This window comes from Bacteroides sp. UBA939 (genome assembly GCF_002293435.1).
Lineage (GTDB): Bacteria > Bacteroidota > Bacteroidia > Bacteroidales > Bacteroidaceae > Bacteroides.
This window is the reverse complement of the sequence record NZ_DBDF01000205.1, coordinates 2,030-27,768: the sequence shown is the minus strand read 5'-3', so window position 1 is coordinate 27,768 and position 25,739 is coordinate 2,030. Positions and strand designations below refer to the sequence as shown.

14 protein-coding genes and 1 pseudogene are annotated in these 25,739 nt (G+C 49.6%); 9 read left to right on the top strand and 6 right to left on the bottom strand.

Annotated features, from left to right (window positions below; all coding sequences use genetic code 11):
* Positions 1 to 33: 33 nt before the first annotated feature.
* From B2Z67_RS13350 to B2Z67_RS13330, 5 genes and pseudogenes are all read right to left on the bottom strand, one after another.
* Positions 34 to 432, bottom strand: a pseudogene (locus tag B2Z67_RS13350) (virulence RhuM family protein); the annotation flags it as partial.
* Between the two features lie 7 nt (positions 433 to 439).
* Positions 440 to 745, bottom strand: a complete 306-nt coding sequence (locus B2Z67_RS13345) for a helix-turn-helix domain-containing protein (RefSeq protein WP_291530331.1) — start codon at positions 743 to 745, stop codon at positions 440 to 442.
* Positions 723 to 1,055 (bottom strand): type II toxin-antitoxin system RelE/ParE family toxin, encoded by a 333-nt coding sequence (locus B2Z67_RS13340; protein ID WP_291530330.1) that lies wholly within the window; start codon positions 1,053 to 1,055, stop codon positions 723 to 725. Before B2Z67_RS13340 ends, B2Z67_RS13345 begins: the two co-directional genes overlap by 23 nt.
* Positions 1,056 to 1,526: 471 nt before the next feature.
* On the bottom strand, positions 1,527 to 2,681 hold the full coding sequence (gene hemW, locus B2Z67_RS13335; protein ID WP_291530329.1) for a radical SAM family heme chaperone HemW: 1,155 nt from the start codon (positions 2,679 to 2,681) through the stop codon (positions 1,527 to 1,529).
* A 55-nt stretch (positions 2,682 to 2,736) separates the two neighbouring features.
* Positions 2,737 to 3,492: a hypothetical protein gene (locus B2Z67_RS13330; protein ID WP_291530328.1), complete on the bottom strand. Its 756-nt coding sequence runs from the start codon at positions 3,490 to 3,492 to the stop codon at positions 2,737 to 2,739.
* On the opposite strand from B2Z67_RS13330, the gene B2Z67_RS13320 reads away from it, so the two are divergent.
* From B2Z67_RS13320 to B2Z67_RS13280, 9 genes are all read left to right on the top strand, one after another.
* Positions 3,476 to 4,450, top strand: coding sequence for a glycoside hydrolase family 16 protein (locus B2Z67_RS13320; protein ID WP_414630815.1), 975 nt, complete (start codon positions 3,476 to 3,478; stop codon positions 4,448 to 4,450). The two genes, B2Z67_RS13330 and B2Z67_RS13320, sit on opposite strands and share 17 nt — an antisense overlap.
* A gap of 70 nt (positions 4,451 to 4,520) precedes the next feature.
* Positions 4,521 to 5,771 carry a DUF2264 domain-containing protein gene (locus B2Z67_RS13315; RefSeq protein ID WP_291530327.1) on the top strand — a complete coding sequence of 417 codons (1,251 nt, stop codon included), beginning with the start codon at positions 4,521 to 4,523 and terminating at the stop codon, positions 5,769 to 5,771.
* A gap of 192 nt (positions 5,772 to 5,963) precedes the next feature.
* Positions 5,964 to 7,262, top strand: coding sequence for a BNR repeat-containing protein (locus B2Z67_RS13310; RefSeq protein ID WP_414630814.1), 1,299 nt, complete (start codon positions 5,964 to 5,966; stop codon positions 7,260 to 7,262).
* Positions 7,263 to 7,529: 267 nt separating this feature from the next.
* Entirely contained in the window at positions 7,530 to 8,654 is a 1,125-nt protein-coding gene (locus tag B2Z67_RS13305) for a glycoside hydrolase family 88 protein (protein WP_291530326.1), read from the top strand.
* A 116-nt stretch (positions 8,655 to 8,770) separates the two neighbouring features.
* The gene (locus B2Z67_RS13300) at positions 8,771 to 10,711 is read left to right on the top strand and encodes a family 43 glycosylhydrolase (RefSeq protein WP_291530325.1); all 1,941 of its coding nucleotides are present in this window, start codon (positions 8,771 to 8,773) and stop codon (positions 10,709 to 10,711) included.
* A 144-nt stretch (positions 10,712 to 10,855) separates the two neighbouring features.
* Positions 10,856 to 13,780, top strand: coding sequence for a glycoside hydrolase family 97 protein (locus B2Z67_RS13295; protein ID WP_349677276.1), 2,925 nt, complete (start codon positions 10,856 to 10,858; stop codon positions 13,778 to 13,780).
* Positions 13,781 to 14,011: 231 nt separating this feature from the next.
* Positions 14,012 to 16,537, top strand: coding sequence for an alpha-L-arabinofuranosidase C-terminal domain-containing protein (locus B2Z67_RS13290; protein WP_291530324.1), 2,526 nt, complete (start codon positions 14,012 to 14,014; stop codon positions 16,535 to 16,537).
* 655 nt (positions 16,538 to 17,192) lie between these two features.
* Positions 17,193 to 20,288, top strand: a complete 3,096-nt coding sequence (locus tag B2Z67_RS13285; RefSeq protein ID WP_291530323.1) for a glycoside hydrolase family 2 TIM barrel-domain containing protein — start codon at positions 17,193 to 17,195, stop codon at positions 20,286 to 20,288.
* A gap of 86 nt (positions 20,289 to 20,374) precedes the next feature.
* Positions 20,375 to 21,376, top strand: a complete 1,002-nt coding sequence (locus B2Z67_RS13280) for a glycoside hydrolase family 43 protein (RefSeq protein WP_291530322.1) — start codon at positions 20,375 to 20,377, stop codon at positions 21,374 to 21,376.
* 43 nt (positions 21,377 to 21,419) lie between these two features.
* Here the strand turns inward: B2Z67_RS13280 and B2Z67_RS13275 are convergent, their stop codons facing one another.
* Complete coding sequence (locus tag B2Z67_RS13275; RefSeq protein ID WP_291530321.1) at positions 21,420 to 25,460, bottom strand: hybrid sensor histidine kinase/response regulator transcription factor; 4,041 nt, start codon at positions 25,458 to 25,460, stop codon at positions 21,420 to 21,422.
* Positions 25,461 to 25,739 lie beyond the last annotated feature (279 nt).

Below are 25,739 nucleotides of genomic sequence, written 5' to 3'. Positions count from 1 at the left end.
AATTAAAGAAAGGAACTCTGTGTGCTCTGTGTTTAATAATTCATCATTCATCATCAACTCCTTACCTCTTGTGAGGTATTCCCTCAGTACTTGTGTAGCCCAGACTCTAAACTGAACTCCATGATAGGATTGGACACGATAACCTACACTGATAATCATATCCAGATTGTAGCAAACTACGTTTCTTTCTACCTTACGGCTACCTTCCTGTTGAACTGTTGCAAAATATGCAACAGTTGAGTTCGGGCTTAATTCTCCCGAATCAAAGACATTCTTTACATGCCGTGAAATAGTAGATTTATTACGTTGAAACAGTTCAGCCATCTGGTCGGTAGTTAGCCAAACCGTATCATTAGCCAATGTAACTTCTATTTTGGATTCTCCATCTTCTGTCTGATAGAGTAATATATTTCCTTTATTTATCGCTTCCATCTTTATTTTACATAGGTCGTAACTCTACGGTTAGTCCCATAGCTGCCGCAATTCGATATAAGGTAGAAACTGTTGGAACTGTAAGCCCTCTCTCTATCCTTGATATATAACCTTTATCTGCCCCTATGCGCTTGGCGAGTTCCGCTTGCGTAAGTCTTGCATTTTTACGGGCATCCAATAAGATTTGAGCATTATACTCTTCCCATGCCTTTTCACGGCTCTTTTCGCGTTCGGGGGTTCCTTCCTTTCCCAATACTTCATCAAGCAATGCGCTGACATCATAAATGTCCTTACTGATTTCTTTTAGCTGCATAATATTCCTCCTTTAACTTTATCGCTTTCTTTATCTCACTACCAGGAGTTTTCTGCGTCTTCTTTTTGAAGGCATTGAATAAGACAACAATCGTATCCCCGTCATAAATGAAGAATACGCGGAATTCTGTATTCCCATAATTAGATCGAAACTCATACACCCCATCTCTAATAAATTTAATATAGTGATGCGGTATCTTATCCTCTGTCACAAGCAAGTCCAACGCACGTAAAAATTTTCCCCTCTCTTGTTTTGATAGCTTTTGTAGAAAGTCATTAAAATAATTCTTATATGTAATTATCGCTCTCATAGTGCAAAGATATAAAAAGTTATATAGAAATACAACCCCAATCAAATATTTCTTCACCTTCAGCATCTTAGCATCCGCAGCGAAAGCAAGTGTGATTACCATCCACACAACGCCTCTTCTAAAAACTCCGTGCCATCCGCGCAATCCGCGCCTAAATTAAGAAATAAAAAAACTCTGTATCTCCGTGCCTCCGTGTTCAAATCTGAATGTTGCTTTGCTAATAATCATAAGCAGCGTTTTTAAAGAATAAGTACTCATGTTTATTTACCTTATAGTATCTGTCATTAGCTTCGCTCAAAACCTCTTCTATTATTTCATTGAGGAATAGTCAGAGTGCAGTCGAAGGTTCCCTCTCCCGTTGTATTTCAGGAGAAGAGATGCTTCGACTACGCTCAGCATGACAGATACTATCAAAGTATAAACTAATTATTGCATGGATAATTGTACATAAGCATGTATAATACAGGCAGACTATTGCCTGCATGAATAATGCAGGTCCTCAATAAACATCAAGTCACTGATGATGCCGTCCGATACGAATATCCCTTCGCGTGTCAGGCGCAGGTGATTGTCTTTTAACTCCAGCTTGCCGCTTTGCAGGTAGGGGCGTGCCATATCCGTGCAGTATTGCCGTAGCTCAGGGCCAAACGTTTGTTCTACATACTGCATGGGCACTCCCCACATGGTGCGCAGGGCGGTCATGATACACTCGTTATAGCGGGTGGCGGTGTCCAGATATTCGGTTTCAAACTCCCGGTGGCCTTCTTCAATGGAGCTTATGTACTTTTCCAGAGATGCGGTGTTCCATTCCCTTGTAAGGGTATTGAACGAGTGTGCCGAAGGGCCGCATCCCAGATAAGGAATTCCTCGCCAGTAGGAAGTGTTGTGGCGGGAGTACATTCCCGGTTGGCAGAAGTTGGATATCTCGTAGTGCTCATATCCGGCAGCGGTCAGTGTGTCTGTCAGGTCGGAGAAGAAGAGGGCGCTGCTTTCTTCGTCCACTTCGCGGATGCGGTGGGAGAGTAGCATGTCGTGGATGGGAGTTCCTTCCTCGTAGGTAAGATGATAGGCAGAGATATGTTCCGCGTGGAGGCTGACGGCTTGTTGCAGGTCTTGCTTCCAGCGTTCGTTTGTTTCGCCCGGCAGGCCGTAGATAAGGTCGATGCTGATATTCCGGAAGCCGGCACGACGGCAACGCTCCACTGCTTTGATGGCTTGCGTGGCGTTATGCCGTCTGTTGAGCAATTGCAGGGTGGCATCGTCGAAGGTTTGTATCCCCATGCTGATGCGGTTGAAAGGTAGTGCGGACAGCATTCCGGTATATTCATCCGTCAGGTCGTCCGGGTTGGCTTCAAGAGTTATTTCTTTTGCATGTTCCAATCCGTAGACTTGTTCGATGGTGCCGAACACTTGCCTGAAATCCTCTTCTGATAATTGTGAAGGTGTTCCGCCGCCGAAGTAAATCGTTTCGACGGCTTCTCCTTTCAGATATTCCTTGCGCTCCGTCAGTTCCCGGCAAAGGGCACGGATATATTGCGATTTCAATTCAGACCGTGTGGTGGAATAGAAATCGCAATAGATGCAGCGTGTCTTGCAGAATGGAATATGTATGTAGATGCCTGCCATGGTGGTGCTGTATTAAGTAAGCCCGGCAAAGATAACTATTCCTTCCGAACTGGCATTAGGGGAACGATACCGTCTTCACCGTCCCATCCGAAAAACGAATAGTTACCGTGTCTCCTTTCTGCTCGAAGGACTTCACAGGCGTCAGCTCTTTTTTAGTAAACGGCTTGCCGCTCTTCTTCCATAATTGCAGTGTGATAAAGAGCTTATCGCCCGAATGAGTAGTCGCCGCATTGATTACGGAACATTTGTTGCTCACCGGATGCAACCCTTCTGTCTGCACATACTCCACTGCCGACCAGCCCTGAAGATTGATAAGCGCCGTCTGATACTCTCCGTTATCCATACTATAAGCGGTATATCCTCCGGCCTTTTGCTCCTTCGTAACGATAGGCTTGCCCAGTTCAGGCAGAGAATAATGTCCATAGCGCAGTTGAGTGGTGACGGGGAATGAAACCCTGTCCACACGAAGTATGCCATTAGGAAGCGGGATATCTGCCAGACGGAACTTGATTTCAGCATTCGTTTCGAGCTTTGCATCCCGGTAGTAAACGCCGTCTTCAAACTTCCTGAACGTATAGAGGCGAAGCACCTCCCATTGCTGTGTGGCATTCAGGATGGCATAGTTCATCGACACCTTTCCATCGGGACTGTCCGCCATCCAGGGGAACGCCGTGTTGTAGGACAACTTGTTGTAATTCTCCGTAGAGCGGAATTTCTGCCAGTCCCTGGCAACCGTCTCATGGCACCAGGCACGTATTTCGGAGCTGCCGCTATTGGGATAATTGGTAAACAGCGTGTTCGACCCTTCCATGAACTTATTGTACGCTTTCCCCGGCTTAAGCTCCTTCTCCCAAGGCCCGTTGTTCTCTACAGATGTATGGCGTCCGAAAAGCCTGATGGATTCACGGTACATCTGGTTGCCGATTCGCTTTAATGAGAAAGGTATTCCTTTCGTGGAATGGGTAGATAAGTGGTTCGGGCAATCGGATTGGAAGCTGGTATGGAGTGATGAATTTGATGCAGACGGTCGTCCGGATGCCACCGTTTGGAATTATGAGAATGGCTTTGTGCGTAATGAAGAGGCGCAGTGGTATCAGGAAGGCAATGCCCGTTGCGAGGACGGCAAACTGATTATCGAAGCGCGAAAAGAGAAAGGACGTAAGAATCCCCGGTATGAAGCCGGGAGTGATAACTGGCGGAGGAAAAGGGAGTTCATAGACTACACTTCTGCGTGTGTAACTACCGCCGGCAAGAAAGAGTTCCTGTATGGCAGATTTGAAGTTCGTGCCCGGATTCCTGTAAGTGGAGGCTCGTGGCCGGCTATCTGGACGTTGGGGCGTGGCATGGAATGGCCTTCGTGCGGTGAAATTGATATCATGGAGTACTATCGCATCAAGGGTGAACCGCATATCCTGGCAAATGCCGCCTGGGGCACCGACAGGCGTTCGAATGCGAAGTGGAATACTAAAACAATTCCCTTTATCCACTTCACGGATAAAGACCCGCAATGGGCGGATAAGTTCCATATCTGGCGTATGGATTGGGATGAAACGGCGATTAAAATCTACTTGGATGATGAGTTGCTGAATGAAGTTCCTTTGAGTGAAACCATCAATGGCAGCATCGGTAGGGGAACGAATCCTTTCCACAAGCCACAATATATTTTGTTGAATTTGGCGCTTGGCGGTGCAAATGGTGGAGAAATAGATGATAAAGCCATTCCGATGCGTTATGAGATAGATTACGTAAGGGTATATCAAAAACAATGAAGGTTATAGTAAATGTAATTCTGAAAACAGATATATTTGTAACGATGAAAACAACTTATCCTGTTATAATATGAAATCAAGAAAATACGTATGGTTACTGTTGGCCGTGGCATTGCTGGTTCCTATCCATGCCTCGGCTAAGAAGAAACCGGAGAAGGTAAAGACCGACCGGGAGTTGTGGGCGGGAGTCCTGTATCAGATGGCGGCGCCCGTACTTAGCAGCATGAGCGAAGGCAAGTTGCAGGAGGATATGCAGGTAGAGCTAAGCCCCTCCTGGGACGGCCGCGACAAACGGGTGACCTATATGGAATGCTTCGGACGGCTGATGGCAGGTGTGGCGCCGTGGCTATCGTTGCCGGATGATGATACGGCAGAGGGCAAGCAGCGCAGGCAATTGCGTGAATGGGCTTTGAAGAGCTACGCCCAGTCCGTAGACCCGGAGAGCAAAGACTATCTGCTATGGAGAAAAGAAGGTCAGCCGCTGGTAGACGCCGCATTTATAGCAGAGAGCTTCCTGCGTGGATATGATGCGCTGTGGATGCCGCTGGACAGCCTGACCAAAGAACGCTACGTCGCCGAGTTCCGGCAATTACGCCGGGTAAATCCTCCTTATACCAACTGGTTGCTGTTCTCCTCCACCATCGAGTGCTTCCTGAAGAAGGCAGGTGCGCAGGCAGATGATTACCGCATCACCTCTGCCCTGCGCAAAGTGAACGAATGGTATGTGGGTGACGGCTGGTACAGTGACGGACAGCATTTCGCCTTCGACTATTACAATAGCTTTGTGCTCCACCCGATGTACGTGGAATGCCTGGAGGTGCTGGTAGATGCCGGCAAGAATAATAATATCAGGAACCCGTGGAACGGTCACTTCCAGAAATCATTGCAGCGTATGCAGCGCTTCGGCATGATATTGGAACGCTTCATCTCGCCTGAGGGTACATTCCCCGTGTTCGGACGCTCCATCACTTACCGCACGGCGGTGTTGCAGCCGCTTGCCCTGTTGTCCCTGCGTGGCTGGTTGCCCAAGGAATTGCCTGCCGGACAGGTACGCGCTGCAATGACGGCAGTCGTTCAGCGCATGTTTGGCGATAACCGGAATTTCAATGAGAAGGGCTTCCTTATCTTAGGTTTCAACGGCTCGCAACCGGATATCTCGGATTGGTACACGAATAACGGCAGTTTATACCTGGCTTCACTGGCTTTCCTGCCTCTGGGGCTACCTGCCGACGACCCTTTCTGGACGGATGCCGCACTGCCCTGGACTTCAAAGAAGGCATGGGACGGTGAAGACTTCCCGAAAGACCATGCTTATGAATAAGTGTTAGAAGTTCATTAAAGGAGTTATAGGAGTTAAAGAAGTTATCAGCCAACAAGTTGGCTTAGGAGTTAAAGCCGATACTCCGTGAAACATATAACAAGACTATTGGCTTTAACTCCTTAACTCNNCTCCTAACGAAGTGATAACTCCCCTAACTCCTTTAACTTCAGTATAAATTAAACAAGCAATATCATGAACCGATGCATTCTACTTTTCTTTCTGGTTTCCCTGATGGCTTTCACCTTCCTCCGGGCGCAGCAATCCCGCCTTGTAGAAGTTGGGAAAGGATATAGCCGTACCTCAGTCAATACCACCGTATTCAGAAACAACTCTCTGGTGACACAGGGCGATGAACAATACATCTGTTATTATGATGCGGACGGCTACCTGACGCTGGGTAAGCGCAAACTGAACACCGACCGGTGGACACTCTCGCGCACGCAATACCGGGGAAACGTAAAGGATGCCCACAACATCATCAGCATGATGCTCGACGGGGATGGCTATCTGCATTTATCGTTCGACCATCACGGGAACCGGCTGAATTATTGCCGCAGCACCGCCCCCCATTCGCTGGAACTGGGAGATAAGGAACCGATGACCGGTGTAGACGAAGAAAACGTGACGTATCCCGAGTTCTATTCCCTGAATGGGGGAGACTTGCTGTTTGTCTACCGTTCCGGCTCCTCCGGACGCGGCAATCTGGTGATGAACCGTTATTCCGTCAAAGAGAAGCGGTGGAACCGCGTGCAGGATGTACTGATAGACGGCGAAGACCAGCGCAATGCCTACTGGCAACTCTATGTGGACGAGCGCGGCACTATCCACCTGTCGTGGGTGTGGCGCGAAACGTGGAACGTGGAAACCAACCACGACCTTTGCTACGCCCGCTCCTTCGACAACGGCGTGACGTGGTACCGGACGGACGGCAAGAAATACGACCTGCCCATCCGCGCCGCGAATGCGGAATACGCCTGCCGCATTCCCCAGAACTCGGAACTGATAAACCAAACCAGCATGAGCGCCGATGCAGGCGGCAATCCGTATATCGCCACGTACTGGCGCAATGCGGACAGTGAAGTACCGCAATACCGCATCGTGTGGTATGACGGCGTGACGTGGCACAACCACCGGGTTTCGGGACGCCGTACGCCTTTCTCACTCAAAGGCGGCGGCACGAAGATGATTCCCATCGCCCGTCCGCGTATCGTGGTAGATGGCAGCGAAATCTTCTACATCTTCCGCGACGAAGAGCGTGGAAGCCGTGTGTCCATGGCGCACACATCGGCCGTGGGCACCGGTAAATGGACTGTCACCGACCTGACAGACTTTGCAGTGGATGCCTGGGAGCCGTCGCACGACACGGAATTGTGGAAGCAAAAGCACCGTCTGCACCTCTTCGTGCAGCACACCAGGCAGGGCGACGGCGAGAAGACGGTTGACTTTGAACCTCAGCCGGTGTATGTGCTCGAAGTCAATAATTCGGAGTGACAGGGGTGTTTTCGGCTATTTCAGTCTATTGCCTCAAAAGCCCCATCGAGAGCACCTTCTGAGGGGGGTGGAATCAGTATACGACTGAGATAGGTTCAGTATACGACTGAATAGGGCTCAGTATACGACTGAATGGCATTCAGTATACGACTGAATTAAGCTCACTCCAACCTCCGGTTATAGAGACCTTCGGAAAGAGCCTTTTTGTCACCTTTTATGACTGTAAACGAAGAATCTGATTATATTAAATAAAAAAACGAAGAGTATATGAAAAAGTTTTTAGTAAAAGCGATGCTTTTAATCCTCTACATGGGCGGACTGTCAGCCTGTTCCGCTTCCCGGGATAAGGCTAAAGAGGTGGTGGACATCATCTATAAAGTGAATAACTATTGGCAGGAGCAGCATCCGAAGCACGGACGCTCCTTCTGGGACAATGCCGCCTACCATACGGGTAACATGGAAGCGTACTTCCTCACCGGCGAAGCGAAATTCATGGACTACTCCAAGGCATGGGCGGAGCACAATGAATGGAAAGGCGCCAAGTCGGACAATAAGGCCGAATGGCGATACGGTTATGGAGAAAGCGACATCTACGTGCTCTTTGGCGACTATCAGATTTGCTTCCAGACCTATGCCGACCTCTATAACATCGCGCCCGATTCGCAGAAGATAGCCCGTGCGCGCGAAGTAATGGAGTATCAGATGAGCACCGACCGTCGCAATTACTGGTGGTGGGCGGACGGCCTTTATATGGTGATGCCCGTCATGACGAAACTGTATAAGATAACCGAAAACCCGCTTTATCTGGAGAAACTGCACGAGTACTGGGCATTTGCCGACAGCCTGATGTACGACCCCGAGGACGCCCTTTACTACCGCGACGGGAAATACATCTACCCCAAGCATAAAAGCGCGAACGGCAAAAAGGACTTCTGGGCGCGCGGCGACGGCTGGGTGCTTGCCGCCCTGGCTAAAGTACTCAAAGACTTGCCCGAAACGGATAAATACCGCCGGGAATATATCGACCGTTTTCAGGCTATGGCAAAAGCCGTGGCAGCCTGCCAGCAACCGGAAGGCTACTGGACACGCAGCCTGCTCGACCCGCAACATGCACCCGGACCGGAAACCAGCGGTACGGCATTCTTCACCTACGGTCTGCTGTGGGGTATGAATAACGGCTTTCTGGATAAGGACACCTATCAACCGGTCGTAGAGAAATCCTGGAACTACCTGACGACTGTCGCCTTGCAGCCCGACGGACGCGTTGGCTACGTGCAGCCCATCGGCGAAAAGGCCATTCCGGGACAAGTGGTAGATGCCAACTCTACATCCAACTTCGGAGTAGGGGCATTCTTGCTGGCCGCTTGCGAGATGGTACGTTTTTTGAATTAGCATTGAGCGGATAGAACTTATAAGTGTATATGTTGTGTAACATATACACTTTATTTGTTGTATGCCCTATAAAGTGTTATTTTTACACTCTCTAAATGTTTTAATATAATATTATTATGGAAAACCAGGCAGTATTTATATTGCGAATAAGAGCTGTGGCAATCGCTTTGTTACTATCCGTATTCCCGGCTTTCTCACAACAGGCGTCTCTTCCTGAGAAAGATTATGTAGCCTATTTATTCACTTATTTTACAGGGAACCACATCAGTCAGGAAGCCGTGTGCTATGCCGTGAGTATGGATGGACATACTTATTGGGCGCTGAATGACGGCAATCCTGTGCTTGATTCCAAAGTAATCAGTTCTACCGGGGGTGTGCGCGACCCGCATATTCTGCGTAGCCAGGATGGAAAAACGTTCTACATGGTTCTCACGGATATGGTGTCCGGTAACGGTTGGGACTCGAACCGCGCAATGGTATTGCTGAAATCCAACGACCTTGTGCATTGGCAACACTCCGTCGTAAATATGCAGAAACGCTACTCCGGACAGGAAAAGCTGAAAAGGGTATGGGCGCCGCAAACGGTTTATGACCCGGAAGCCGGGAAGTATATGGTTTACTGGTCTATGAAGTACGATGACGGCGCCGACGTGATTTATTATGCATACGCCAACAAGGACTTTACGGATTTGGAAGGCGAACCGAAGCCGTTCTTTATTCCGGAGAATAAGAAGTCGTGTATTGATGGCGACATTGTATATAAGGATGGCGTATACCATTTGTTTTATAAGACCGAAGGGCACGGAAACGGCATCAAGGTAGCCACTACCCGTTCCCTGACCTCCGGAAAGTGGGACGAAGAACCCGACTACAAGCAGCAGACAACGGATGCCGTGGAAGGTGCAGGCACGTTTAAACTGATTAATCAGGACAAGTATATATTGATGTATGATGTATATACAAAAGGCAGGTATCAGTTTACGGAAACCACCGACCTGAAGAACTTCAAGGTGATAGACAGCGAAGTGAAGATGAATTTCCATCCCCGTCACGGTACAGTTATCCCGATTACCCGGGATGAATTGATAGCTATCACTGATAGGTGGGGCAAGCCGGATGAACTTGGTGCATTGCCCAATAACCCCATATTGCCGGGTTTTCATGCCGACCCCGAAATACTATATTCACATCAAACCCGGAAATATTATATCTATTCTACCACCGACGGGCAACCCGGTTGGGGTGGATGGTACTTTACCGTTTTCTCCTCGGATGATTTGAAGAAGTGGAAATACGAGGGTGTGATGCTTGACTTGAAGTCAGACCAGGTGCCCTGGGCCAATGGAAATGCATGGGCGCCGTGTATCGAAGAGAAGCTGATAAAGGGTGAGTACAAATACTTTTTCTATTATAGCGGAAACCCTATAAAGAAAGGTGGTAAACAGATTGGGGTGGCTGTTGCGGATTCTCCCATCGGCCCGTTTACCGATTTGGGTGAGCCTGTTATTACGGAATCTCCCGTAGGCCGTGGCCAGCAGATTGATGTGGATGTTTTCACTGACCCGGTTTCCGGTAAGGCATATCTGTATTGGGGAAATGGTTATATGGCAGGTGCGGAATTGAATAAGGATATGGTTTCTATTAAAAAGAAGACTCTCACGGTAATGACCCCTGAAGGAGGAACCTTGCAGGACTATGCATACCGTGAAGCGCCTTATGTATTTTACCGCAATGGACTCTATTACTTTATGTGGTCGGTAGATGATACCGGGTCGCCCAATTATCATGTGGTCTATGGTACTTCCAAATCTCCGCTCGGCCCTATTGAAGTGGCTAAAGACCCTATCGTCCTGATTCAGCATCCGGACAAAGAGATTTATGGCCCTGCACACAATTCGATATTGCAAATTCCGGGTACCGATGAGTGGTATATCGTTTATCATCGTATTAATAAGAATTATCTGAAAGATAGTCCGGGTACTCACCGGGAAGTGTGCATTGACCGCATGGAGTTTAATGAAGACGGAACGATTAAGCGGGTAACTCCTACTTTTTGAAGATAATTTAGATTTTAGGCGCGGATTACGCGGATTACACAGATTCTTTTTTCTTTTAAGTAATCATAGCGCAAGCAATTAATCCGTGTAATCCGCGTAATCCGCGCCTAAAATCATTACTTACTCGAAATACACTTTATAAATATGAGAAACAAACTCAAAGGATTAGCCTTTTTATGTATGGCAGCCGCATTGCCGCTGGCTGCACAAGATGTAACCGTCGGTGGCCCTGACGGCAAGTTGCAACTAACCGTTTCGTGCCCGGAAGGGGGAGAAGCATCCTACTCCCTTACCTACAACGGCAAACAGATGCTCGAGTCATCCCCCCTGGGAATGCAAACCAACGCAGGCGACTTCGCGAAAGCCCTGAAGCTGACCGGTCATAAAGAGAGAAAGATTGATACCGTCTATACCCAGACACGTATCAAAGCCTCCCGTATTCACTACCTCGCCAACGAACTGACATGCGCCTTCACCAATGCGAAAGGACAAAAGATAGACGTGACCTTCCGCATAAGCAACAACGACGTTGCCTTCCGCTATACATTGCCAAGACAGGGCGAGACGGGCAGTATCATTGTCGATAACGAAAAGACCGGCTTCCGCTTCCCCGCCAAAACCACCACCTTCCTCACTCCCCAGAGTAATGCCATGGTAGGCTGGAAACGTACCAAGCCCAGTTATGAAGAAGAATACAAAGCAGACGTCCCGATGAATGTGCGTTCGCAGTTCGGACATGGATATACCTTCCCCTGCCTCTACCGTGTGGGTGAAGACGGATGGGTGCTCGTCAGCGAAACAGGTGTCGACAGCCGTTATTGCGGCTCCCGCCTGAGTGATGCTACCAATGGTAATCTCTATACGATAGCCTTCCCTATGCCCGAAGAGAATAATGGCAACGGAACAGTTGCCCCGGCTTTCTCTCTGCCCGGCTCCACCCCGTGGCGCACCATTACGGTAGGTGAAACACTGAAACCTATCGTAGAAACTACCGTGGTGTGGGACGTTGTAGAACCCTTGTATGAAACGAAGCACGACTACCGGATGGGACGCGGCACATGGAGCTGGATTCTCTGGCAGGATGGAAGCATCAACTACGACGACCAGGTGCGTTATGTCGACCTTGCCGCCGCCATGGGGTACGAATATGTATTGATAGACAACTGGTGGGATACCCGCATCGGCCATAAGCGTATGGAATCTCTCATTGACTATGCCCAGGGCAAAGGGGTGGATGTATTCCTGTGGTACAGTTCCAGCGGTTACTGGAATGACATAGAGCAAGGCCCCACCAACCTGATGGATAACCCCATTGCCCGCAAGCGTGAAATGAAGTGGTTGCAGGAACAGGGCGTCAAAGGTATCAAGGTAGACTTCTTCGGCGGAGATAAGCAGGAGACCATGCGCCAGTACGAAGCTATCCTGAGCGATGCCGACGACCATGGACTGATGGTTATTTTCCACGGTTGTACACTGCCGAGAGGGTGGGAGCGCATGTATCCCAATTATGTAGGCAGCGAGGCAATTCTGGCTTCCGAGAACTTGGTTTTCAGTCAGCACGCCTGCGATAAGGAAGCCTTCAATGCCTGTTTGCACCCGTTTATCCGTAACACGGTGGGCAGCATGGAGTTTGGTGGCACATTCCTGAACAAACGGTTGAACCGTGGCAACGACGGCGGAACCACACGCCGCACTACCGACGGATTTCAGTTGGCTACTGCCGTACTGTTCCAGAATCCTATTCAGAATTATGCATTAGCTCCCAATAATCTGACGGATGCCCCGCAAGTTTGCCTCGACTTTATGAAGCAAGTGCCGACAACGTGGGATGAGACTCGTTTTATCGACGGTTATCCGGGGAAATATGCGGTGGTTGCCCGCCGTCATGGCAGTCAGTGGTATGTAGCGGCTGTCAATGGTACGAAGGAACCGCTGAAGCTGACACTCGAACTTCCTATGTTTGCCGGGCAGACCATTTCTCTTTATGATGACGATAAGCAGTTGCAACCCCAACTGAAACAGGTGAAACTGAAGGCTGACGGTAAGCTGCAACTGACCCTTCAACCGGAAGGCGGCGCAGTGCTGACCCGTGAATGGAAGACAGATGAAAAGGAGATGGGCGCTTACCTGTTTACTTACTTCAAAGATGAAACGCACGACCTGTACTTTGCCTTGAGCGATGACGGATATACTTTTACGGATGTAAATAACGGTCAGCCCATCATAGCGGGTGATACGATTGCCGAGCAGAAAGGCATTCGCGACCCGTACATCTACCGTGCGCCGGATGGCACTTTCTACATAGCAATGACCGATTTGCACATCTACGCCCAAAGGAGCGGACTGCGCGATACGCGCTGGGAGAGAGACGGTGAGAAGTACGGATGGGGCAACAACCGGGGATTGGTACTGATGAAATCGAAGGACTTGATTAACTGGACGCACCATGTAGTCCGCATAGACAAGTCTTTCCCGGGGTACGATGAAGTAGGTTGTTTCTGGGCACCCGAATTGATTTACGATGAACGTGCAGGCAGAATTATGTTGTACTTCACCATACGCATGGGCAATGCACAGACTATGCTCTATTATGCGTATGCGAATGAGGAGTTTGACGGTCTGGAGACAGCGCCGCGTCTGTTGTTCAATTATCCTGATGCGGCTAAATCGGTTCTTGATGCGGATATCACGAAGGTAGGCGACACATACCACATGTTCTATGTGGCGCAAGAAGAGACGGGGGGCATCAAACAGGCAGTTTCCAAGGATATCAACCGCGGTTACACGTATCTGCCGGATTGGGTTGACCCGGAGCCGGGAGCTTGCGAAGCGCCCAATGTATGGAAGCGCATCGGTGAGGACAAGTGGGTGGTGATGTATGACATCTTTAGTATCAAACCTCATAACTTCGGCTTTAGCGAAACGACTGACTTTGTGAATTTCACGCATTTGGGACACTTCAACGAAGGGGTGATGAAAGCTGCTAACTTTACGGCTCCCAAGCATGGTGCGGTGATTCATATTACGAAGAAGGAGGCGGACAGGTTGAAGAAGTACTGGAAGAAGTAGGTGAGGTGATGGGGGCGAATGATAATTTAGCGGTCGTAAGCTTCAATCAGGCTGCTGCGTAATACAAGTAATTTTTTAGACGCAGATAACGCGGATGACGCGGATCTCTTTCTTCTTCCGGTTATCTTCCGGATGAGTTAACATAGCGCAGCATTTAAAAATCCGCGTCATCCGCGTCTAAAAAATTACTTGTATTGCGCAGCCCATTCATAATTCATAATTCATAATTCAATGAAACTAATAACCTTTTTAACTTTCTCCCTGCTACTATCCCTTGCACTCCCTGTGCAAGCAAAGGTAGATAACGAACCCGACCGGGTCTACCTCTTCTCATACTCCAACCACGACGGCAAAAGCGGATTGAAGTTCGCCTGGAGTCCCGATGGAGAAAAGTGGTTCAGCGTAGCAGACGGTTTTGCCTACGTCAACTCCGACTTCGGTCCCTGGGGACGTGCGAAGACAATGTTCAACCCCCACCTGATGCAAACCCGCGCCGACGGCAAATGGCATTGCATCTGGGCAGCTACCAACACCGGCGAAGCACTTGCCTATGTCACCTCCTCCGACTTGCAGACGTGGGAAGCCCAGAAATACTTCTCTCCGGCAGAGCGTAGCAAGTACGAACCGAAAGACGTATTCCCCACTACCGCAAAGAAACTCGTGATAAACGGCCGGGAACAGGAAGGCCGGGTGCAGGAAGTGCCTTATTCCACAGTCCTGCAAATCACCCGCTACGCCGAAGCCAAGAAATACCGCCGCACACTGTACGCCGAACGCACGGAACAAGACCCTGTCCGCTTTGCCAACCTGAAACCCGTAGAAGCCACCATCTGCGTAAAGGCGGGTGAAGCCAAGAGTATCAGTAGTAACCTTATCGGCATCTTCTTTGAAGACATCAACTATGCTGCCGACGGCGGCCTGTACGCCGAACTGATACAGAACCGTGACTTCGAGTACACCCCTACCGACCGTGGCGACGACCGTAACTGGAACAGTACACACTCCTGGACTTTACAGGGAAGCGATGCCACACTGAATATCGCAACCGACGTCCCCATCCACCCCAACAACTCCCATTACGCCGTATTTGAAGTAAACACCCCCGGTGCTTCCCTGATGAATACCGGCTTCGACGGCATCGCCCTGAAGAAAGGCGAGAAGTACGACTTCTCCCTCTTCTCAAGAGTGCTTGCTACCGAAGGCGGGAAGCTAAATGCCAAAGGCGGAAAAGTAAAAGTCGCCTTGCAGACCAAAGATGGCAGGGAAGTGGCAGCCACCACCCTTTCCATCGCCTCCAAAGACTGGAAGAACCAACGCACCGTACTGACAGCAACCGCCGACGCCGCGGATGCCGCACTGACCATCACCCCCCTTGCCCCCGGCAAGTATGCGTTGGATATGATTTCCCTTTTTCCGCAGAACACTTTCAAGGGCCGTAAGAACGGTCTGCGCGCCGACCTTGCACAGACGCTTGCCGACCTTCGTCCCCGCTTCGTGCGTTTCCCCGGCGGATGTGTGGCTCATGGCGATGGTATAGACAATATCTACGACTGGAAAGGTTCCATCGGTCCGTTGGAAGCCCGCAAGCCTCTGCGCAACCTGTGGGGATATCACCAGACGCGCGGACTGGGATACCACGAATACTTCCTCTTCTGCGAAGATATGGGCGCCGAACCTGTACCGATAGTAGCGGCAGGCGTTCCCTGCCAGAACTCCGGCTCCTGCGCCCACCACTCTCACGATGAACTGACCTGCATGGGACAACAGGGCGGCATCCCGATGGAAGAAATGCCGCAATACATCCAGGACGTTCTCGACCTCGTGGAGTACGCCAACGGAGACGCCCGCAAGACCCCGTGGGGCAAGAAGCGCGCTGAAGCCGGGCATCCGAAGCCGTTCAACCTGAAGTATATCGGCATCGGCAACGAGGACATGGTTACGGAGGTATTTACGGAGCGTTTCAAGATGATATTCGATGCCGTCAGGGAGAAATATCCCGAAGTAACGGTGATTGGCACTGCCGGTCCGTTCTATGAAGGCACTGACTATGAAGTGGGTTGGGACTTTGCCACTGAGCTGGGCGTGCCGATGGTGGATGAGCATTATTATGTGGAACCGGGCTGGCTGATTCACAACCAGGATTATTACGACCGTTACGACCGCAGCAAGGCGAAAGTCTACCTGGGCGAGTATGCCGCCCACCTGCCGGGACGCCCCAATAACGTGGAAACGGCGCTTGCCGAGGCTCTGTATCTGACGGCGGTAGAGCGTAACGGCGATATCGTGGAAATGACTTCGTATGCTCCGCTGCTTGCCAAAGAGGGGCGTACGCAGTGGAATCCGGACTTGATTTACTTCAATAACACGGAGGTGAAGCCTACCGTAGGTTACTATACGCAGCTTATGTACGGTGAGAACTCCGGCAACGAGTATCTTGCTTCTGAGGTGAAACTGAATAACGGTTGGGATGCAGTGACGAAGCGTGTAGGAGTTTCCGTTGTGAAGGATGGCGGTACGGGGGATTATATCGTGAAGCTGGTGAATATGCTTCCTGTAGAAGTCTCTGCCCAAGTGACGCTGGACGGTGCTACGTTGGTGAATCCTTCGGCAACGAAGACGGTACTGACCGGCGACCCGAAAGACCGTGGTGCGAAACCTGTTTCTTCCGGCTTTGAGGTAGAAGGAAACAGCTTCGCCTATGCCATGCCTGCCTATTCGTTTACGGTGATACGTGTTTGTGAGGGGGAGGGTGAATGATAACTTAGCGATTGGATAAAGCGATTGAATGTATCTGATAGTAAACCTCATCCGGGAACCCTCGTATAGTGGGGTAGGAATCATTGGGTATGATTGGTACAATCATTGGGTATGATTCCTACAATCATTGGGTATGATTGTACCTTAAGGTCTATAGTCATCTATGTTCTGTTCGTACATCAGGTGGAATGAGGTACATCAAGAGACAGGATGAGGTACATTAAAACTGAAAACTGAGAATTTATGTTCGAACACAGAGGCACAGAGCCACAGAGTTTTATTTTTCTTTTTAAGAAGAAACCCGGACAAGAGTACACAGAGAGGGCGACTACGTCGCAGAGAAACCCTCTGTGTCTCCGTGTCTCTGTGCTCAACTCTCAGAGAGAAACCTTCTGTGCCTCTGTACTCAACTCTCAGAGAAACCTCCTCTGTGCCTCCGTGTCTCTGTGTTCAACTCTTAGAGAGAAACCTTCTGCGCCTTCGTGTTCAACTCTCAGAGAAACCTCTTCTGCGCCTCCGTGCCTCTGTGTTTTGGTCTTTATCCCCCCTCTTTTTGAACTATTATTCTCCGTATCGATTCATTGAATCATCTTAACTTTGTAGCGGTATGCAAGACGTTTTTTCGTACCGCTACTAAATATAATATTAATATATCATGAAGAAACATTTCATCACCGGACTTTTTGCCGCCTTGGCGCTGACTGCCAATGCACAGTCCTTTAAAGAGTGGCTTGACCCGGGCGTCAATGCCGTGAACCGTGCACCGATGCACGCCAACTACTTTGCCTACGAATCGGCAGATGCCGCCATGACAGGCGAAAAAGCCAAATCTGCTAACTACATGACCCTGAACGGCACCTGGAAGTTCTTCTGGGTACCCAATGCCGACCAGCGTCCTGCCGACTTCTGGAAACTGGGCTTCGACGACAAGAGCTGGAACAACATGCAAGTCCCCGCCGTGTGGGAGTTGAACGGCTACGGCGACCCCATCTACGTGAACGTCGGCTACGCCTGGCGTAACCAGTTCCGGAACAATCCTCCCGAAGTCCCCACACAGAACAACCACGTAGGCTCTTACCGTCGCGAAGTCGTCGTTCCCGCCGATTGGAAAGGCAAGGATATCATTGCGCACTTCGGCTCCGTCACCTCCAATATCTACCTGTGGGTGAACGGCCGCTATGTGGGCTACAGCGAAGACAGCAAACTGGAAGCCGAGTTCGACCTCACCTCTTACCTGAAACCGGGACAGGAGAACCTTATCGCCTTCCAGATATTCCGCTGGTGCGACGGTACGTATCTGGAAGACCAGGACTTCTTCCGCTTCAGTGGCGTAGGACGCGATTGCTATCTCTATGCCCGCAGTAAGAAGCGTATTCAGGATATCCGCATCACTCCCGACCTGGACGAAGCCTATAAAGACGGTTCCCTGAACGTGAAAATCGACCTCAAAGGCAGTGGTAATGTAGACCTGGAACTGCTGGATGCCGCCGGCAAGCAAGTAGCTACAGCAACCGCCAAAGGTGGCGGCAACGTCCTGATGAACGTGGAGAATCCGTACAAATGGACTGCCGAAACTCCGTATCTCTATACCCTGCGCGCCACTTTGCAAGGCAGCAGCGAGGTGATTCCCGTAAAGGTAGGTTTCCGTAAGATAGAACTGAAAGGCGACCAGATACTTGTGAACGGCAAGGCAGTGCTCTTCAAGGGAGCCAATCGCCATGAAATGGACCCTGATGGCGGTTATGTCGTATCTCCGGAGCGTATGATACAGGATATCCAGATAATGAAGAAGTTCAATATCAATGCCGTGCGTACTTGCCACTATCCCGATAACAACCTGTGGTATGACCTTTGCGACGAATACGGTATTTATATGGTGGCAGAAGCAAACGTCGAATCCCACGGTATGGGCTACGGCGAGAGGACACTGGCTAAACGCGCCGACTATGCCAATGCACACCTGGAACGTAACCAGCGCAATGTGCAACGCAGCTTCAATCACCCCAGCATCATCTTCTGGTCACTGGGCAATGAAGCCGGCTTCGGGCCTAACTTCGAGGCATGTTACCGCTGGATAAAGAACGAAGACCCCAGTCGCGCCGTACAGTACGAGCAGGCGCATGGGAACGATTTTACCGATGTCACCTGTCCGATGTATGCCGGTTATGAGCACATGGAGAAGTACGGTCAGCGCACAGATGCCAAGAAGCCGTTTATCCAGTGCGAATACGCCCATGCAATGGGTAACTCGCAGGGTGGATTTAAGGAATACTGGGACTTGATTCGCAAGTATCCGAATCTGCAAGGCGGATTCATTTGGGACTTCGTAGACCAGTCCGTCCGGTGGGAAGGTAAGGAAGGCGTGTCTATCTATGCCTATGGTGGTGACTTCAACCGTTATGACGGTTCGGATAAGAACTTCTGCGATAACGGGCTTATCAGTCCCGACCGTGTGCCCAATCCGCACATGTATGAGGTAGGCTACTTCTACCAGAATATCTGGACTACTCCCGCCGACCTGAAGAATGGCGAGGTGAATGTGTATAATGAAAACTTCTTCCGCGACCTCTCCGCCTATTATATGGATTGGGAAGTGCTGGCCGATGGTAAGGTTATCCGTACCGGCCGCGTGGACGTCCTCAACGTAGCTCCGCAGCAGACTGCCAAAGTGAAACTGAACCTCGGCAAGACCTGCGAGTGCAAGGAGTGGTTGCTCAACGTGACGTATCGCCTGAAGAATAGCGAAGGACTGCTTCCCGGCGGATATGCGGTTGCCAAGAATCAGCTTGTGCTGAATCCTTATAAGGCGCCTGCTATGGAACTGAAGAACGTGGAAAGCGTAAATGTGCCTGTTGTTGTGCCGCAAGTGCAGGAGAATGACTGGCGTTTCCTGATTGTGAACGGTGATAATTTCCGTCTGGAATTCGACAAACACAGCGGTTACCTGAGCCGTTACAATGTGGCGGGTGTGGAACTGATGAAGGAAGATGCCGTATTGGCTCCCAACTTCTGGCGTGCGCCTACCGATAACGACTTCGGTGCAGGTCTGCAACAGAAGTTTGCTGTCTGGAAGAATCCGGGATTGAAGCTGACCTCCTTCAAATGGGAACCTGCGGGCGACCAGATACAGGTAAATGCCGAATATGAGATGACGAACGTTTCTGCACGTCTGAGTCTGACTTATGTCATCAATAACAAGGGCGCTGTGAAGGTTACTCAAAAGATGACAGCCGACCCGCAGGCGAAGATATCACCCATGTTCCGCTTCGGTATGCAGATGCAAATGCCCAAGACGTTCGAGACGATAGAGTATTATGGCCGTGGTCCGATAGAGAATTATAGTGACCGTAACCATTCTACCGACCTTGGCTTGTATCGTCAGAGTGTGGATGAGCAGTTCTATCCTTATATCCGTCCGCAGGAAACAGGAACGAAGACGGATATCCGTTGGTGGAAACAACTGAATGCCGCAGGCCGTGGTTTGGAGATTGTGGCGGAAGCTCCTTTCTCTGCATCTGCTTTGCATTACACTATCGAGTCTTTGGATGATGGTAGGGATAAGCGTCAGAGCCATTCTCCGGAGGTGAAACAGGCTGATTTGACGAATCTCTGTATTGACAAAGCACAGATGGGTCTGGCTTGTGTGAATAGCTGGGGCGCATGGCCGTTGCCGCAGTATCAGTTGCCTTATGGTGATTATGAGTTTACGTTTGTTCTTACGCCGGTGAGGCATGGTATAGATATTCGGTAAACAAAAGTATCTTTATTCTCCTCCTCCCGGGAGGAGGAGAGTAAAGATTGATTCGCTAAACTTCAATCCCTTACTTCAATACTAATATGAAAAAAATAAAGCTATTACTCCTCCTATTCCCCCTTTTCCCTATCTTCCTGTCCGCCCAGCAGCGGATGCCCAACCGCTTCCGGACAGACATCCCTCTTGACTCCATCCGTCTGAGCGACCCTTGTATCCTTGCCGACGGGAAAACCTCCACCTATTATATGACAGGCAGCGGCGGTCTCCTCTGGAAGAGCAAAGACCTTGCCCGCTGGGACGGCCCTTATCGTGTTACAGAAACTGATTCTACATCATGGATGGGTTCCAGACCTCAAATATGGGCTGCCGAACTGCACGAATACAAGGGAAAATATTATTATTTCGCCACCTTTACGAACAATGCCATCAAGATTGATACGGTACAAAACAATATAATTCCCCGCCGCGCCAGTCACGTTTTAGTCAGTGATAATCCGGGAGGCCCTTATAAACCGATGAACTCTCCCACTTACCTGCCCGAAAACATGCCCACCCTCGACGGCACTTTCTGGATAGACCGTGACGGCAAACCCTACATGATCTACTGCCACGAATGGCTACAGAACCTGAACGGTACGATGGAAAAGATAGAACTGAAACCGGATTTAAGTGGTTCTGTCGGCAAAGGAAAGATTCTCTTTCGTGCCAGCGATTCACCGTGGAGCCGCGAAAAGACGGGCGATAACATTCATCCTAACCGTGTGACCGACGGCCCGTGGTTGTTCCGCACGGGTACCGGACGTCTGGGGATGATATGGACAAGCTGGGTATTCCAAGACTACACACAAGGTGTTGCCTACTCCGAAAGCGGCACCCTGGATGGCCCGTGGATACAGGAGAAAGACCCCATTACCCCTCCTAACTTCGGTCACGGCATGCTATTCCGCACATTAGACGGCAAATGGCTGATGTCCGTTCATAGTCATAAAGATGTGAATGGAAGGTATGTCCGCATTCCCCATCTGTTTGAAGTAGATTTATCGGGGGATAAGTTGGTTATAGGGAAGTTGTATGTACCCCGGTAAATAATACTGTTCCAAGGATACGAGCCGGTACGAATGGAAGAAATCACGCCTTCTGCTGTCTGATGTATTCCGACGGTACCATACCGTATTCCTCCTTGAAGCACGAACGGAAGTAGCCAAGGTCGTTGAAACCGCTTGTGTAGGCTGCTTCCGAGATGTTGACACCTTCTTCCATCAATAAGCGCAGGCTGTTTTTCAGTCTTATCTTCCGGATGAATTCATTGCCCGATATGCCTGTCAGTCCCTTTATCTTCCGGTAGAGGGTGGAGTGGCTCATGTTCATCTTTTCTCTCATGAAAGCCATGTCGAGCTTATCCATGTCGATGTTCTCTTCTACAATGGCGGTAAACTTGTTCAGGAATACCTCGTCCAGCCTGCTTAGTTGCATGGAGCCTTGTACTTGTTCCGGTTGCAGTTCCTTGGTGCGGTTGGTTATCATCAGGGCTAACTTCCTGCGCGATTCCAGCAGATTAAGGATGCGGCTGTGGAGTAACTTGGCGCTGAATGGTTTCGTCAGATAAGAGTCGGCTCCGCTCTCGTAGCCCTCTTCCTTGTCCTGGATGGAGTCTTTGGCAGTGAGCAGTATCACGGGTATATGACTGGTGCTGACGTCCTCCTTTATCCGTTTACACAGTTCAATGCCGTCCATTACCGGCATCATGATGTCGCTTACTACGATATCGGGTATATGTTCCTGCGCTTGTTCCACTCCTTCTTTTCCGTTGGTGGCGGTTATGATGTGGTAGTTGGCGCTGAAGGAGGTGGTGATGTATTCGCGGATGTCATCATTATCTTCTACAACCAGTATCACCGGGCGGATGTCATTGTTCTCTTCCTTTGGATACTCTGCTTCCGGCTCTTCCGGAATGCGTTCCGTCTTCTCTTCTTTGTGCAGGGCGTTGGGGTAGGTGTTTCCGGTGAGAAGCCGGAAGATGAAGGTAGTCCCTTTCCCTATTTCACTTTCCACTTGCAAGGTGCCTTCGTGCAGGTCGGCAAGCGACTTGACCAATGCCAGCCCGATACCCGTGCCCGATGCCTGGTGCTTCCCTTTCGCCTGATAATAGCGGTCGAAGATATGAGGCAGTGCATCGGCATCTATGCCATATCCGGTGTCGCTGACTCTTATCTCCATGTATTGACCCTCTTCCTCATTCTGCGGATGCATCGTCAGGTTGATTTCTCCTTCCGGGGTGTATTTCGTGGCGTTGGACAGCAGATTGTTCAGTATGGTGGAGATGATATCGGCATCAAAGTAGAGCCTGACCTTTGAGGGCTGAACGTGAATGTGGAATTTTACTTTCTCATTCCGGTTCAGTTCCTTGTAGCGCAGGCCTATCTCTGTAACCAGACTGCTCAGGTCGCCTTTGGCTACTGTCAGCTTCCGGTTTTGTGTTTCCGTCTTGCGGAATTCCAGTATCTGGTTGATGAGGTTCAGCAGCCGGAGGGCGCTGCTGTGAATCACCTTTATCTTGTTGCCGTAGGAGAGGGGCAGGTTGGAGTCGTTGACTAAATCTTCCAGCGGGCCGAGTATCAGCGTGAGCGGTGTGCGCAGTTCGTGCGTGATGTTGGTGTAGAAGCGCAGGCGTTCGTTGTTAAGCTCCAGTTCGTTCAGGCTCTTCTTCTTCTCCAGTTCAAGGGAGTTCTCGAGCATTAGTTTGCGCTTGTAGAAGCGGAGCCAGAGGTAGGCGCCGAGCAGCAGCAGGAGGAGGTAGAAGACTATGGCGTACCAGGTTAGCCACAGGGGAGGGTGGATGTGTATCCGTAGCGTAGCTATATGGCTGTCGTCCCACTCCTGATTTCTCAGGCGTGCTTTTACCTTGAATGTGTACTCTCCCGGAGAAATGTTACGGAAGGTAATCAGGTTTTCCCCTAACGTATTGATCCATGTCTTTTCCAGTCCTTCAATCATGTATGCATATTCCACTTGTCTGCTTTGCGAATAGTCCGGTACGGTGAACGAGATGCGGAAAGAATTCCGGTTATAGGGCAGGCTGATACTTCCCGCGAAGGTTGGTATGATGGTTCCTTCATTCCGGCTTTCTATCTGGTTGTTTAGACTTCTGCACTCAATAATCTGTACGGGCGCCACTTCCCGTTCCGTAATCAGACTCTCCGGATTGAAATAGCAGACACCGTTTAGCGAACCGAAATAAAGCGTACCATCCTCTGCCCGGCATGCCGAACCTTCGATAAAATTCCCCATAGGTATGCCGTCACGATAGTCGTAACAGTCGAACTCCTTTTCTTGTTTATTCCAAAAGGAGATGCCATCGTTAGTGCTGAGCCAGATATTTCCGGATGCATCTTGCTGAATGGAACGGACGAAGGTGTCTTCAAGACCATGTTCATAACCGTATGATTCAAACTCTTCCGGGCGGGCTGTGTCTTTGATATATCCTATCCCGTTGCGTGTGGCAGCCCAGATGCCGCCCTGAGAGTCCATGTGGAGGCTGTTAATGGCGTTAGAGCAGAAGTCAGTGCCTTTATTCAGCCTTGCTACCGGTTTATTATCCTTGTCGAGAACGGCTATTCCACCGCCGTAAGTACCTATCCACAATTTGCCTTGCCTGTCGCGGAGAATACCATAGACAGACCTATCGGGTAATAACCGGTTGATTTCGTCTTCTTTGCGGAGGGTGCCATTGTTGTAACTATATACCCCATATTCGGTACCTATCCATATTATTTCGTCGTTGTCTTTGAAGAAGGTGATGATGTCTACATCCGCCATATCCAATGGAATGCGTTCGATACGTTCGTTCCGGGTATTGAACTTTAAAAGACCGTCGTCGTATATTCCGAGCAATAATGTACCTTGCCGGTCGCTGATGATGGAAAAGACCTGTCCGTAGGGTCTTGACAGTTGTTTGGTGATATTTATGCTTTTCAGAGGCTTATTGTTTTTGAACAAGGTTATTTCGTTCTCGCCGCCCAGCCAGATTTGTCCGTTCTCGTCCTTGCAAAGTCCCCATACGGGCTTGTGCTTGGTGATATTTCCTTTTTCGGTCATGTAGGGCAATATGTGGAATACAGGTTGGCTATGGCTGATAAAGTCTATGCCGCTGCTGTAATTGCCTATCCAGATGTTTCCGAAAGAGTCCTGTAGCAGCGTGCGAATATTTCCTGATGTAACTCCGTGTTTGCTGTTGTCGGCAATTATATTGTGAAACCTTACCTTTTCGGGGCTTTGAAAGGTTATGCCGTGTAAATCAAGTATGCTGATACCTCCGATATCACTGGCAATCCAGAGTGTACCGTCATTCATTTCTTTAATATCATAAATGTGGTCGGCAATCAAGGAATACGGGTTGTCGGGTTCATGCCTGAATACGGTAAACTCTTCTGTTTTCGGATTCAACAGACCTAATCCCCTGTTAGTTCCTACCCAGATATTCTGTAGATGGTCTTTGTAAATGGAGTAGATACTGTTTCCGGGCAGGCTTTGCGGGTTGCCGGCGGTATAGCTGATTTTGCGTACGGTTTTGTTTTTCAGGTTTATAATGCTCATTCCGTTTTGGGCATGTCCGATGTAAAGGTGTTCTTCTCCGTCGTCAAAACTGCACCAGTTGGATATATTCAGATTCCTGATACCCATGTCTGAGAGTGATGTGAATGTCCGGTTGCGTTTATCGTAATAAACGATGTTTCCGTAGTGTGGAGTTATCCAGAGTCCTCCATCGGCGGCATGAGACAGGTGCACGATATTGCTGGCATTAATCCCGTCTTCTAATGTGTATGTGCGGAATTGTTGGGTGGAACAATCCAGTGCACTGATACCATCGAATTTGCCACCTATCCACAGTGTGTTTTCTTCTTCATCGTATAGCAGTACATTTAGCGCATCACTGATTAGTTGTGAATTGTTGCTTTTATAGGTGGTGAAGTTGCGTCCGTCGAATCGGTTCAACCCAAGTTCGGTTGCTACCCAAATGCAGCCTTGCTTGTCTTGTGCGATGGCGCGGACATAGTTGTTCGATAAGCCGTCTTCTACACCCAGGTGTTGCAGGGTGTACGGTTGTGCCATGCTACCGGTGCATAACAGTAGCCAGTATAATAAGGGCAGGAGAAGTTTGCAGCTTCGCATAATTGGTTCTACTTTCAGGTTGTCTTTGCAACAAATATACGATAAATTTGTGTTTTATGTACTTGCAGTGCGGGTTTTGCCCGATTTGCCATTATGGTTTGACGAATTAACCTTGCTTTTGTGCTGCAATATACTTGGTATTCACTGTTTCGTTTGATTTATTGTTGTAAGTACTTCGTTGCAGTTTTATTCCATTCATCTCATGGGATGGTCTCTTTCGTCTCGTGAGACAGATTTTTTTGTCTCGTGAGACGATTTCATTCATCCCATGAGATGAAA

Excerpts from the sequence above, each read along its gene's own strand:
- B2Z67_RS13345 (WP_291530331.1), bottom strand. The coding sequence starts at position 745 with ATGCAGCTAAAAGAAATCAGTAAGGACATTTATGATGTCAGCGCATTG.
- B2Z67_RS13340 (WP_291530330.1), bottom strand. The coding sequence starts at position 1,055 with ATGAGAGCGATAATTACATATAAGAATTATTTTAATGACTTTCTACAA.
- hemW (WP_291530329.1), bottom strand. The coding sequence starts at position 2,681 with ATGGCAGGCATCTACATACATATTCCATTCTGCAAGACACGCTGCATC.
- B2Z67_RS13330 (WP_291530328.1), bottom strand. The coding sequence starts at position 3,492 with ATGGAAGGGTCGAACACGCTGTTTACCAATTATCCCAATAGCGGCAGC.
- B2Z67_RS13315 (WP_291530327.1), top strand. The coding sequence starts at position 4,521 with ATGAAATCAAGAAAATACGTATGGTTACTGTTGGCCGTGGCATTGCTG.
- B2Z67_RS13310 (WP_414630814.1), top strand. The coding sequence starts at position 5,964 with ATGAACCGATGCATTCTACTTTTCTTTCTGGTTTCCCTGATGGCTTTC.
- B2Z67_RS13305 (WP_291530326.1), top strand. The coding sequence starts at position 7,530 with ATGAAAAAGTTTTTAGTAAAAGCGATGCTTTTAATCCTCTACATGGGC.
- B2Z67_RS13300 (WP_291530325.1), top strand. The coding sequence starts at position 8,771 with ATGGAAAACCAGGCAGTATTTATATTGCGAATAAGAGCTGTGGCAATC.
- B2Z67_RS13295 (WP_349677276.1), top strand. The coding sequence starts at position 10,856 with ATGAGAAACAAACTCAAAGGATTAGCCTTTTTATGTATGGCAGCCGCA.
- B2Z67_RS13290 (WP_291530324.1), top strand. The coding sequence starts at position 14,012 with ATGAAACTAATAACCTTTTTAACTTTCTCCCTGCTACTATCCCTTGCA.
- B2Z67_RS13285 (WP_291530323.1), top strand. The coding sequence starts at position 17,193 with ATGAAGAAACATTTCATCACCGGACTTTTTGCCGCCTTGGCGCTGACT.
- B2Z67_RS13280 (WP_291530322.1), top strand. The coding sequence starts at position 20,375 with ATGAAAAAAATAAAGCTATTACTCCTCCTATTCCCCCTTTTCCCTATC.
- B2Z67_RS13275 (WP_291530321.1), bottom strand. The coding sequence starts at position 25,460 with ATGCGAAGCTGCAAACTTCTCCTGCCCTTATTATACTGGCTACTGTTA.